Origin of the sequence: Flavobacterium collinsii, assembly GCF_902804485.1 — a bacterium.
In the GTDB taxonomy this organism is placed as follows: domain Bacteria; phylum Bacteroidota; class Bacteroidia; order Flavobacteriales; family Flavobacteriaceae; genus Flavobacterium; species Flavobacterium collinsii.
Window position 1 is genome coordinate 89,935 of record NZ_CADCST010000082.1, and the last position, 13,130, is coordinate 103,064.

The 13,130-nt window shown below is 34.4% G+C and carries 12 protein-coding genes; 10 read left to right on the top strand and 2 right to left on the bottom strand.

What is annotated here, in order from left to right:
* Positions 1-77: 77 nt before the first annotated feature.
* Positions 78-959: a PPK2 family polyphosphate kinase gene (locus tag FLA105534_RS10975; protein WP_173966161.1), complete on the bottom strand. Its 882-nt coding sequence runs from the start codon at positions 957-959 to the stop codon at positions 78-80.
* 108 nt (positions 960-1,067) lie between these two features.
* On the opposite strand from FLA105534_RS10975, the gene FLA105534_RS10980 reads away from it, so the two are divergent.
* The 10 genes from FLA105534_RS10980 to FLA105534_RS11025 all read left to right on the top strand — a co-directional run bounded on the left by FLA105534_RS10980 (position 1,068) and on the right by FLA105534_RS11025 (position 11,331).
* Entirely contained in the window at positions 1,068-1,904 is an 837-nt protein-coding gene (locus FLA105534_RS10980; protein WP_173966162.1) for a DUF6929 family protein, read from the top strand.
* Between the two features lie 11 nt (positions 1,905-1,915).
* Positions 1,916-2,404 carry a hypothetical protein gene (locus tag FLA105534_RS10985; protein WP_173966163.1) on the top strand — a complete coding sequence of 163 codons (489 nt, stop codon included), beginning with the start codon at positions 1,916-1,918 and terminating at the stop codon, positions 2,402-2,404.
* 165 nt (positions 2,405-2,569) lie between these two features.
* Positions 2,570-4,726 carry a prolyl oligopeptidase family serine peptidase gene (locus FLA105534_RS10990; RefSeq protein ID WP_173966164.1) on the top strand — a complete coding sequence of 719 codons (2,157 nt, stop codon included), beginning with the start codon at positions 2,570-2,572 and terminating at the stop codon, positions 4,724-4,726.
* Between the two features lie 198 nt (positions 4,727-4,924).
* Positions 4,925-5,425: an RNA polymerase sigma factor gene (locus tag FLA105534_RS10995; protein WP_140505632.1), complete on the top strand. Its 501-nt coding sequence runs from the start codon at positions 4,925-4,927 to the stop codon at positions 5,423-5,425.
* 2 nt (positions 5,426-5,427) lie between these two features.
* Positions 5,428-6,384: a hypothetical protein gene (locus FLA105534_RS11000; protein ID WP_173966165.1), complete on the top strand. Its 957-nt coding sequence runs from the start codon at positions 5,428-5,430 to the stop codon at positions 6,382-6,384.
* 92 nt (positions 6,385-6,476) lie between these two features.
* Entirely contained in the window at positions 6,477-8,642 is a 2,166-nt protein-coding gene (locus tag FLA105534_RS11005) for a VWA domain-containing protein (protein ID WP_173966166.1), read from the top strand.
* Positions 8,643-8,838: 196 nt separating this feature from the next.
* The gene (locus FLA105534_RS11010) at positions 8,839-9,159 is read left to right on the top strand and encodes a TonB-dependent receptor plug domain-containing protein (protein ID WP_173966167.1); all 321 of its coding nucleotides are present in this window, start codon (positions 8,839-8,841) and stop codon (positions 9,157-9,159) included.
* Between the two features lie 184 nt (positions 9,160-9,343).
* On the top strand, positions 9,344-9,880 hold the full coding sequence (locus FLA105534_RS11015; protein ID WP_173966168.1) for an LURP-one-related/scramblase family protein: 537 nt from the start codon (positions 9,344-9,346) through the stop codon (positions 9,878-9,880).
* 111 nt (positions 9,881-9,991) lie between these two features.
* The gene (locus FLA105534_RS11020; protein ID WP_173966169.1) at positions 9,992-10,708 is read left to right on the top strand and encodes a 3-ketoacyl-ACP reductase; all 717 of its coding nucleotides are present in this window, start codon (positions 9,992-9,994) and stop codon (positions 10,706-10,708) included.
* Between the two features lie 113 nt (positions 10,709-10,821).
* The gene (locus FLA105534_RS11025) at positions 10,822-11,331 is read left to right on the top strand and encodes a hypothetical protein (RefSeq protein WP_173966211.1); all 510 of its coding nucleotides are present in this window, start codon (positions 10,822-10,824) and stop codon (positions 11,329-11,331) included.
* Positions 11,332-11,593: 262 nt separating this feature from the next.
* Here FLA105534_RS11025 and mtaB read toward each other — a convergent pair whose 3' ends face one another.
* Complete coding sequence (gene mtaB, locus FLA105534_RS11030; RefSeq protein ID WP_173966170.1) at positions 11,594-12,928, bottom strand: tRNA (N(6)-L-threonylcarbamoyladenosine(37)-C(2))-methylthiotransferase MtaB; 1,335 nt, start codon at positions 12,926-12,928, stop codon at positions 11,594-11,596.
* Positions 12,929-13,130: the final 202 nt, after the last annotated feature.

The following is a 13,130-nucleotide window of genomic DNA, read 5'->3' on the forward strand; positions in this document are numbered from 1 at the left end:
AAAAAGTTAACATTAAATTAGTACTACAAAACACTCATAAACTTGCAGTAACATTAAAGCAAAAAAAAGAGCCTTATTTAAGACTCGTTTTCTAATTGCTCTTTATATATTTTAATATTAGCCTTTATACTCTCCGGTAACTCAGGCTCTTTAATGTCGGTATGCTTCTGCATTTCTTCCCAAATGGTTTTAGCCACAATGTAACGGGCCATTTCTTTATCATCGGCCGGAATTATATACCACGGAGCATCTTTTGTCGAGGTTTTATTTATGGCCTCTTCATAATATTGTTGATATTCCTCCCAATGTGCACGTTCTTTCAAATCCGCAACCGAGAATTTCCAATTGTGTTTTTCTTCTTCCAATCGTCTTAACAAACGTTTACGTTGTTCCTCTTTACTCAAATGCAGGAAAAACTTCAGTACAATTGTTCCGTTTTGCGTAATATGCTTTTCAAAATTATTGATTTGCTCCATTCTGTCTTTCCAAAAATCCTTCGGAATATCTTCTACCTTTTCAATTCCGGGTAAATTTTCATTCAATATATACTCAGGGTGCACGCGGGTAACCAAAATATTTTCATAATGGGTACGATTAAAAATCGCATATTTCCCTTTTTCGGGTAAAACCACATAATGTCTCCACAAATAATCGTGTTCCAACTCTGCCGAAGTAGGCGTTTTAAAACTATGTACCACTACTCCACGCGGATTAAATTCTTTAAAAACTTCCCGAATCAGACTGTCTTTTCCGGAAGTATCCATTCCCTGCAGACAAATCAAAACGCCATATCTGTTATGAGCATACATGGCATCTTGCTGTTTACTCAATTTAGCCTGAACTTTATCGAGTTTAGCCTCTTTTTCCTCACTGTCTGCATCAAGGTCGAGCAAAGTAGGAATCTTTGATAATTTTATTTTATCTGTGATTTTAAAATCATTCGGATCTATTGATTTCATATTTATGAGTTTTTTCGTAATAGTAAATATACTATTTTTACAAAGCATATTCCTGCTGTTCCATGTAATACTTTCGGAGACAGCAATTTTATTTACAAAACAACATTCATGGAAAAATTCACCTTAGAAATATTATTTCAAATCATCGGAATCGGGTCGGCATCAGGATTATTTTTCAATAACAATTCGCTTTATATTATTGGTGACAATAGTGGCTTCTTATACGAATACCACATGCAGGATCAGCAATTGAGTGAGCATGCGTTAATAGACAATCCAACAAAGAATATTGCAAAAAATCTTAAACCCGATTTTGAGTCTTTAACCAACCATAATGATACGCTTTATGTTTTTGGCTCCGGTTCTACCGAAAACCGAAACAAGATGATTGCATTCGATCTTAAAAACAAAACTATACTGCAAAAAAATAATTTGGTTGATTTATATGCACTAATGCAAAGTTTTGGCGAAATAAAACCGGAAGATTTTAATCTGGAAGGTTCTATTTTTGATGGTGAGAACTGGTACCTGTTCAATCGTGGTAATGGAATCTCGAACAAAAACACCATTTTTACTATCCATGCTAAAAGTCTGGGAGAAGAATTCGCTCTGGTTGCAACCAATTATAAGCTTCCAAAAATAAAAGGGATTCGCTCCAGTTTTACAGATGCTATTTTGGTGGAAGATAAAATCTATTTCCTTTCTACAGTAGAAAACACTAAATCAACTTATGACGACGGTGAAATTTTGGGAAGCTTCATAGGAAGAATCGACCTTAAAACCATGAAAATCGATTTTACTCAAAAAATTACGGCAACCAATAAATTCGAAGGTCTGACTTTTTATCAAAAAACAAATGATAAAATCGAGTTTTTGCTTTGCGAAGATAATGATACAGAGGTTCTAGAAACGAAAATTTATAAATTGAGTTTGCCTGTTAAGTAAAACGAATTTTCATGAAAAAAATAATTCTTTCGCTATTAATCGTTTTTATGATTTTGACTGGCGGTTATCTATTTTATGACTTTAAAACAACTAAAATAAAAAAAGAATATTATAAAACTTTATCGCCTAAAGATTTTAGCCCAAAATCTTTTATTCTCTTTTTTAAAGAGAAATACAATAAAACCCCTCTAAATAGCATAACAATGAGTGGTGAGTTTCCTGATAATTGGGTAAAACCAAATGATGTAGCTTATCTAATTTCCATCATGAGATCTAAAGAAAAATGTTGCGGATATACAAACATATTCTCTTCTACTCTATCTGACGACAATGGTGAGATTGGTGGTTTTGCAATAATTTTTCTTAACTCTTATATCTCAAATACTAAAATTAATCTAGGTTTAAATTGCAATCCTAAAGTAGATGAAGAGTCGGTTGTAAAAATTGAAAAATGGTTTAAAAAGACGACCTACTTTAAAAACAATTCATCTGTTAAATAATATAAAAAGTAACTCAATGACATTAAAAAGGGACTTTTCATATTGATATATTTCTTTTTACGCTTAAAATTAAACTTTACTTTGTGAGGATAATGACACAGAAGTTCTCGAAACGAAGATTTATAAATTAACTTTACCCAACAAACTATAAACTACCACAAAAAAATGATCCGGAAAACCACTTTAGCTCTTCTAATTTTTATTACAAGTCAGGCCACACAAGCCCAATATAAATATCCTACGACTCCTGAACGTCCTGTTGTAGATGATTATTTTGGAACAAAAATCACAGATTCATACAGATGGCTTGAAGACATGAACAATCCTGAAGTTCAAAAATGGTTCAAAGACGAATCGGATTATACCAACTCTATTGTGAAAACAATTTCTGGACGCGATGTTCTTTTTAATAGAATGAAAGAGATTCAGGCTTTGGGTGGAGATCAATACGGATCTATTATACAGGTTGGTGATATTTTCTACTATACAAAAAATAAAAAGCAAGAAAACATATACAAGTTGTATTTCCGTAAAAACAGAAATGGAGCTGAAGTTTTATTGTTAGATCCTAATACAATTACTAAAGGTGCCACTATCACCAATTTTAATATTAGTCCTGATAACAAAAAACTAGCTGTAACCATATCTGAAGGCGGTGCAGAAGTTTGCGACCTAAAAATTATGGATCTCGAATCGAAAAAATTCCTTTCAGATAAACTTACTCCTGTTTGGAGCGAATTTCCTTTTGAATTTACTCCGGACAGTAAAGCCATAACATATACACAAATGGCTACGAGAGATAATACAAGTGACATTTTTTTGAAGAATATGAAAGCTTTTTTACATGTTATTGGCACTGATCCAAAAACAGATAAAATATTGGCTTCAAAAGAAAACAATCCTGAATTAGAAATTCTAGCTGCACAATTTCCTTATGTTAAATTTCCTGATGATTATTCATATATCATTTTAGATATTGGATCTACAAAAAATGAAGAATTTTCTTTTTATGCGCCATTTTCAGAACTAGGAAAATCAAAAATTAATTGGAAACCATTAGTGAAATATGAAGATGATATAACGGATAGTCAAATTATTGGTGATAAACTTTTTTTCCTTACTCATAAAAATGCTCCTAATTATAAACTGGCATATACAAGTCTAAAAAATCCAGATTTTAATAATCCAACGATTCTTGTTCCAGAAAATGATAAAGTTATACGAAGACTAAGAAAGTCTAAAAACTTCATTTACTATAATTTGAGCGACGGAATCAATCAGGAAACTTTCCAAATTAATGCCAAAACTTTAGAAATCAAAAAAATTCCACTTCCAGCGGGCTCTAATTCAGCATTTCCATTAAGTCCACGTCAAAACGATAACATGATGCTTTTTAACAATGGCTGGGTTACTCCTTCTACTGATTATGATTATGATGCCCAAACTGGAAAATTAGGAAAAAGTAAAGAATTAACCGCAAATGGTTCTTTTCCTGACTTTAGCAAAAATTATGTTGTAAAAGAAGTAGAAGTACCAAGTCACGATGGAGTAATGGTGCCTTTATCTATAATTTATCCTAAAAACATTAAAATTGACGGTTCTACACCTTGTTATATTACAGGATACGGCGCTTATGGGATTAGTCAATATCCATATTTTGTAGGATCTAGCGTAATGACTTTATTAGAACAAAATACTATTGTGGCTTTTGCGCATCCTCGTGGAGGAGGTGAAAAAGGCAATAAATGGCATACTGACGGAATGAAAGCTAAAAAGTCAAATACTTGGAAAGATTTTATTGCTTGTTCAGAATATTTGATAAAAGAAAAATATACTTCTAAAGAAAAACTTATTGGAAATGGAGTAAGCATGGGAGGTATATTGATTGGAAGAGCAATTACAGAACGTCCTGATCTTTATAAAGTAGCTCTTGTTGAAGTAGGTTGTACCAATGCAATCAGAATGGAAACTTCTCCAAATGGGGCAAATCAAATTCCAGAGATCGGAACTTTAAAAAATGAAGAGGATGTAAAATATATTTTAGAAATGGATTCGCAAAGCAAAGTGAAAAAAGGCGAAAAATATCCAGCTACTTTCATACGCACAGGAATTAATGATCCTAGAGTTGCGCCATGGGAGCCAGGCAAATTTGCTGCAATATTGCAAAATTATAATAGCTCCGAAAATCCCATTTTATTACACGTTAACTATGCCAACGGTCACCATTCAAGTGACTTAGATGTTACTTACGGTGATGAAGCAGACATGTGGGCATTTGCATTGTGGCAGGTTGGAAATACTAAGTTTCAGCTTAAAAAGTAAAATCTCGAATATAGTTTAATAAAAAATCTGTAGATGCACTAATTTACTTCTACAGATTTTTTTTGTTTTCACTACAAAGCAAAATTGATTATTTTTATTTTTTTTTACACCCCTCCCAACCTTTTTATCTTTTAAGCCCTCTTTAGTATAAAGACAACAATTGTGATAAACGAAACTCTCATATCCAACTGCAAAAAAATGAACCGCGATGCTCAGCGTCAGGTTTATGAGCATATGGCTCCAAAACTGTATCGCGTTTGCAAACGATACCTTAAGAAGGAAGAAGAAATTGAAGAAGCTATGGCTGACGCTTTCTATACCATATTTACAAAGCTGGAACAACTGAAAGAAGTTTTGGCTTTTGAGGCATGGGCCCGAAAAATTACCGTCAACCATTGTTTGGCAACCATCAAGAAAAACACCAATTTCAATATGTATCTTGATGATGTCAAATTGCTTTCGCAACCTTTTACCGAGGAGGTGAACGCATTGGAAGAAGAAGATTTACTGAATTTACTAAACCATATTCCGGACGGCTGTAAAACGGTTTTCAACCTTTTTGTTATTGAAGGTTTCGGACATAAAGAAATAGCCGCTATGCTGAACATTTCTGAAGGCACATCGAAATCACAATTGAATGCCGCTAAAACCAAACTAAAGGAGTTAGTCAATAAATTGTATTACCAAAAAGCAAAATAGTCATGGACAATCAAGATAAAGTATTCGATAAATTTAAAGAGGCCGCACAGAACTCGGAAACTAAAGATTTCCCGGGAATGGAAAAAGTCTGGTCGCGCCTTGAAGATAAACTGGACAAAAAAGAGGATAAAAAAACCATTTCGTTATGGAAAAAAATTGCCATCGCAGCCTCTCTTTTATTGCTCATTTCTTTAGGAGCCCAATTTTTAAAATCAGATAAAACAACTCCACTATCAACCCCAAAAGTTGTAGTTAACGAAACAGAGCAGCCCGCTTTGGAAAAAGAGAACGCAATTGTTTCTTCAGATTCTATAATGGTTCCGAAAGCAGAAGCGGTAAAAATTTTAGACCAGCAAATCAAACAACAGCAAAAAGTAGCATTACAGGAAATACAATCTTCTCCCAACAATGCTGTAATCACAGAAGTCGCTCCACCAGCCGTTGCAGATCAAATTGCTGCTCCGGTAGCTGTACAATCCGAATCTTATAAAAATAAAGAAGAGGAAAGCAGCGTCACAAAAGACAAAGCCGTTGCCACTTATGGATACGCCGGATCAATGCAGCGAGAGTCAGCTAAAATGGCTTATGCAGAAAAGCAGGCAACAATGGCCAGAAAAAGCGCTCCTCTAATTGTTTTGAACGGAAATCCAATTTCGCACAAAGACGATGCCAAAAGGGATCAAATGATGCAGACAGAACTTCCGAATTTACAGCCTGAAAATGTGGATTCTCTTGTCGTACTAGATGCTCCATTGTACATTATTGACGGAATTTACTATTCTGAAAGCGACTTATTTGGTCAGAACCCAACCAGTCCGTATGCTCCTTTAAACAAACAGGAGATCAAAACAATTACCGTTCTTCAGGATCTTGAAGCCACCTCAAAGTATGGCGAAAAAGGAAAAAAAGGAGTGGTAATCATTACAACCCGAAAAGGAAAACCTGCAGCAAAAGACTAACGGCAAAACTCCAATTTAATTTCAAAAAATCTTTGTCAGGGCTTTAAGCTCTGACCCCGCTCAACCCGATTATTCATCTAAAAATTACTACCATGAAAAACGTAAAACTTATTTCATTAGCCCTATCTATGCTTATATGTTTCGTAGCATCGGCACAGGAGAAAACAATTACAGGAATAGTTACCGACGAAACCAATATTCCGCTTCCGGGCGTAACCTTGGTTGTTAAAAATACTAAAACCACAGCGCAAACCGACTTTGACGGAAAGTACTCCATCAAGGCACAAAAAGGAGATGTACTAACATTTAGTTATATCGGATTCCACGCCCAAACCAAAACAGTGGACTATCAAAATGTTATCAATGTCAAATTAATTGCCGAAAATCTATCCCTGAGTGAAGTAGTCGTTGTGGGTTATGGAACCTCAAATACTGAACATAAAAGCTCAAATTACAGCCGTCGTGACAAGAAAATGGCTGCTAAGACTATTACCTCAACACTTCAGGGAAGAGTTGCCGGACCACAAATCACTCGCAATTACGTTCAGCCTTCACCCAATCAAAACATAATTATAAGAGGAACTGCATCTATTTCTTCTAAAAATGAACCTTTGTATATAATCGATGGTGTTCCTGTGAAATCTGATCAATTCTCAAAAATCAATCCGAATGATGTGGAAGAAGTAAAAGTTATAAAAGAAGCAGAAGCTACTTCACTTTATGGAAACAGAGCCTCAAACGGAGTTGTTATTGTTGCTACAAAGAACGGCATTTACAAAAACCTTACAGAGAAAGAATTAAATACCAAACTGAAAAAAATAACTGCTCCGCAACCGGTAGAACCTAATGAGGAAGACTACAATACTTTTGTAGAAAACGCCTTTGAGAGCCCAAAAACAACACCTCTTTCTACATTTTCCATCGATGTTGATAATGCTTCATACACCAATGTAAGACGTTTTATCAATAATGGACAGACGGTTCCCAAAGATGCCGTTCGAGTAGAAGAAATGGTGAATTTCTTTAAATATAATTATCCACAACCTAAGGATCAAAATCCTTTCTCTATTCATACAGAGCTTAGCGATTCTCCATGGAATGCGAAAAACAAAGTGCTTAAAATTGGTTTACAAGGCAAAAATATTCCAACAGAGAATTTGCCTGCCTCCAATCTCGTTTTCTTAATTGATGTTTCAGGATCAATGAGTGACCTAAATAAATTACCCTTACTCAAACAATCTCTGAAAATATTGGTAAATGAGTTACGCAGAAAAGACAAAGTAGCCATTGTGGTTTATGCTGGTGCAGCCGGACTGGTTTTACCCCCGACTTCCGGAGATGAGAAAAAAACAATTGTTGACGCTCTCGACAACTTAAATGCCGGAGGAAGCACTGCCGGAGGTGCCGGAATTGAACTGGCTTACAAAATCGCAGCAGAAAATTTCATCAAAGACGGGAACAACAGAGTGATTCTGGCAACCGACGGAGATTTTAATGTAGGCAACACTTCTAATTCAGACATGGAAAAACTAATCGAAGACAAAAGAAAAACCGGTGTTTTCCTTACTTGCCTGGGCTACGGAATGGGAAATTATAAAGACAGTAAAATGGAAACTCTGGCCGATAAAGGAAATGGAAATTATGCCTATATCGATAATATTCAGGAAGCAAATCGTTTTTTAGGAAAAGAATTTAAAGGTTCTATGTTTGCCATTGCCAAAGATGTAAAAATTCAGATCGAATTCAATCCGAAACAAGTTCAGGCCTACCGTTTAATTGGATACGAGAACAGAAAGTTACGTCCGGAAGATTTTAAGAATGATGCTATTGATGCGGGAGAACTAGGAAGCAACCATACCGTTACGGCTTTGTATGAAATTATTCCTGCTGGAGTGAAAAGCGACTATTTAGCACAGCAACCCGATGATTTGAAGTATACTAAAGTTGAAAAAGACGGTGTAAATTACAACAATGAACTTGCAACTATAAAATTCCGTTACAAAAAACCGGATGGTAACAAAAGTATCGAAATGATGCAGGTAATTGAAAACAAAGCTGTTACTTTAGAGAAAGCTTCTGATGATTTTAAATTCAGTTCTTCGGTAGCCTGGTTCGGATTAAAACTAAGAGATTCAAAACTCATTTCAGATAAATCTTCGGATGCGATTCTGAAATTAGCCAAGCAGGGACTTTCTAATGATGCAGAAGGATATAAAGCAGAATTTATTCGTTTGATTGAAGCTGCTAAATTCAATTAAATTCTAATCCTGTCTTTTTTTTAAAATCTTAAAAAATATCATTGTCATTCCTGTTTGATTGGAATGACAATGATTCTATTAATTTGAAGCGAATCCTCGATCTAAATATTTACCCCTGTTTACTAATAAAATTTGCCAATCTCCTGTCTAAAAACTTTGACAAAGATAAATGGCAATACTTATTTAAAATTTTAAGATGAAAAATATAAAACTTATTTCATTGGCTCTCTCTATATCTTTCTGTTTTACAACACATGCACAAGAGAAAACCATTTCTACTGTAGAACCAGTAAATACTAATAATCGGATCATAATATGTGCACCATCAAAAAAATCTCTTCTCAATGCACCTTTGGTAATTATTGACGGAGTTATAATAAATTCGGAACAATTTTCTAAAGTAAATCCAAATGATATCAAAGAGATAAAAATTGTAAAAGAAACTGAAGCAACTTCACTCTATGGAAATAAAGGAATAAATGGCGCTATAATTATTACAACAAAAGAAAATAATTAAAGATTTAATGATGCGGATTTTATTTTAACAGGGGCTTATTAACAAAATTATTTTTACATTTGATCTTCTTTAAAGAAAATTCAAACTACAATCTTTAAAGGACTATTTACAAATCAATTTCATACTTCATTTAAGGCCCCCTATCTTAAATCAGAATTTATTTCTTGTAAAAGAACATGTTGGCATGTTTAAAGCAGCAAACAACTATGATATTTACAATCCCGAAAACAATCAGATCATCCTGAATTGCAGAGAAAATAATCTGGGATTTTTTACCAAAGTATTTCGTTTTACCGATTACAAAAGAATGACTCCTTTTAATATTGAAATTACAACGGCTTCAGGCGAGAAAGTAATTACAGTTAAACGTGGTATTGCCTGGCTCAGATCAACTGTTGAAGTTTTTGACGAGAAAGACAGACTGATAGGAACGTTTAAGCAAAAATTCTTTTCTTTTGGTGGCAGATTTGAGATTTTAGACAAGAATGAAAAACCGGTTGCTACGCTTCAGGGAAAATGGACAGGCTGGGATTTTAAGTTTACACATGAAAATAAACAACTGGCGCAAGTAAGTAAAAAATGGGCCGGGATGGGAAAAGAACTCTTCACCAGTGCCGATAATTATATCCTTCAAATTGAAGAAACTGTAGCTGCTGACAGCTCGCAAAGACAACTAATCATGGCAGCAGTAATGTGTATCGACATGGTTTTGAAAGAATAAAAAAGTTGTTAAACTTAGATTAAGAAAACACTTAAAAGCATCATTTAGGAAGCAAAAGCCTTATTTTTGTTGTACTAAAATGATGCTTTTGGCATTTCTAACATTACAATCATGACAGACTTAAAAAATAAAAATGCTTTAATTACAGGAGCGGGAAAAGGAATAGGAAAAGCAATTGCTCTTGCACTTGCAAAAGAAGGAGTTAATGTAATTTTAGTCTCAAGAACACTGGCCGATGTGGAGCAACTGGCAATTGAAACCAATAATTTGGGTGTAAAATCTCTGGCTTTAACTGCCGATGTTTCTGATATTAATTCTATAAATAGTGCTGTAGAAAATGCCTTAGCCGAATTTACACATATTGATATTCTGATCAACAATGCAGGTACTGGTAAATTTGGTAATTTTCTGGAACTGGAACCGGAAGAATGGGAAAATATTATCAAAGTAAACCTAATGGGGACTTATTATACAACCCGTGCTGTTGTTCCAAACATGATTGAAAGAAAAACAGGTGAGATTATCAATATTTCTTCAACGGCCGGATTAAACGGAAATGCTTTAACAAGTGCCTACAGTGCCTCTAAATTTGCTGTTTTGGGACTAACAGATTCTTTAATGCACGAAATGAGAAAACATAATATTCGGGTTACTGCCTTAACACCAAGTACCGTAGCAACTGATTTAGCTATTGACTTAAAATTAACCGACGGAAATCCGGAAAAAGTAATGCAGGCCGAAGATGTAGCCGAATTGATTATTGCACAATTGAAATTAAACCGTCGCGTTTTCATTAAAAACAGCAGCATCTGGTCTACTAATCCTTAAAAAAATAAATTCCAATACTTAAATCCCAAATTCCAATTTTTGACATTTTTATAAAATTTCAACTCGTTTTGGAATTTGGGATTTCAGTATTGTGATTTCAAAAAAAATATATGATGGAACAATATTTAAGACAATTAATTGCAATAGAATTTACAGATAAGAAAGAACTTTTTACAGGATTTCTTATTGACTATTCAGATGAATGGATTTTATTGCGAAACAATCCCGCAGATTTTATTCTGGATGGTTTTGTAGTGCTCAAAAATAAAAACATCGAAGCCATTCACAGGGATCAGGATCTGGCATTTACAGAAAAAATAATCCGTTTAAAAGGACTAAAAACAAATGCCGAAGATATCATTCCAATAAGAGATTTGACTTCCATTATAAATTTTATTACCAACAAGTATGGTATTTTCCAGATTTCTAAAAAATCAGCAAAATCGGCTTATTTAGGAAAATTAATCGAATTGACGGATGAAGAACTTACCATCGATTTCTTGGACACAAAAGGTCAGTTTGGCGGAGAATTAAGCTTTAATCCGCAAAAAATAAGAGTGATTGAATTTGATACCGATTATATCAATTCGCTGAAATTGGTCGTTCCGGAAAATCAGAATTAATTATTTCAAAAACAGAAAAACCCTTTTTACAAAGGGTTTTTCTGTTTTTCTGTGATTTCGACTCAAGGACAAATCACAGCAGTAATTCCATTCCTAAATTCGCCAATCTTTGTTGAGTTTCTCGTGTGATTTCTCCTCACCCCGAAATAACAAGATTGGAGTTACTTAGTCTAGAACTCTACTCTTTGTCGAATTTCTAATGTGATTTACTTCGTCTGTTCACTATCGCCCGATTCTCGTTTCTTGAAATGGCAAACTAGATTTAAGCCTCTGCCAGTTTATTCAAAAACTCGAGACGAACACTTCCGTCTTCGTCAATTTTAGTCAGGTTTATTTCTTGTAAGGTATTGACCAATTCTGGATTCCAGGGTGTTTTTACTTTTACATAATTCTCTGTAAAACCATGAATATATCCTTCTTTATTTTCGCTTTCGAACAAAACAGTTCTGTTAGATCCTAACTGACTTTCATAAAAAGCACGGCGTTTTTTAACCGATAATCCGCGTAACATTTTACTGCGTTTCGCTCTTACATTTGCCGGAACAATTCCTGGCATGTTTGCAGCTTCTGTGTTATCTCTTTCCGAATAAGTGAATACGTGTAAATACGAAATATCCATTTCGTTAAGAAAATGATAGGTTTCTAAAAAGTGCTCATCTGTTTCACCCGGAAAACCAACAATAACATCGACACCTATACAAGCATGAGGCATTACTTCACGAATTTTATTGACACGTTCAGTATAAACTTCACGCAAATAACGGCGTTTCATCAATTTCAAAATATCATTACTTCCGGATTGCAACGGGATATGAAAATGCGGTACAAAAGTTCGGCTTGTTGAAACAAATTCAATCGTTTCATTTTTCAACAAATTGGGCTCGATAGATGAAATTCGCAAACGCTCAATTCCGTCAACCTTATCCAAAGCCTGAACCAGTTCAAGAAAGGTATGCTCGTGTTTTTTATTTCCAAACTCCCCTTTCCCGTAATCACCAATATTAACTCCGGTTAAAACAATTTCTTTAATATTCTGAGCCGAGATTTCCTTCGCATTTTGCAATACATTTTCCAAAGCATCACTTCTCGAAATTCCTCTTGCTAATGGAATGGTACAATAGGTACATTTATAATCACAACCGTCCTGAACTTTCAGGAAAGCACGGGTACGATCTCCAATAGAATAACTTCCCACATAAAAATCAGCTTCGGCAATTTCACAGGAGTGTACTTCACCCATGTCATTCTTGCTCAAATCGTGAATATAATCGGTAATCTTAAATTTTTCTGTTGCTCCCAAAACCAAATCAACTCCATCCACAGAAGCTAATTCCTCCGGTTTTAACTGGGCATAACAGCCTACTGCCGCTACGAAAGCTTTTTCATTAAGCTTCATTGCTTTTTTTACCACCTGCTTAAACTGTTTATCGGCATTCTCTGTAACAGAACAGGTATTGATGACATAGATATCTGCTATTTCCTCAAAATCAACACGATCAAAACCTTCGTCGTTAAAGTTTCGGGCAATAGTTGAAGTCTCTGAAAAATTCAGTTTACAACCAAGCGTATAAAAGGCAACTTTTTTTCTATTTTCCATAGGAATAAACTACGTTTTAAGTAGTAAGATATTATATTTACATCTCTTTTGAAGAGTTTGCAAATTTACGTACAATATTCTTTAAAATAAAATCAATAATACACTATATATCAATATTTTGCAACAAACCTCTATTTTAATTCATTTTAAAAAACTACAAATCAAACAAAATAAAGGTTTAAAAAAAGTGTCTCTAAAAAAG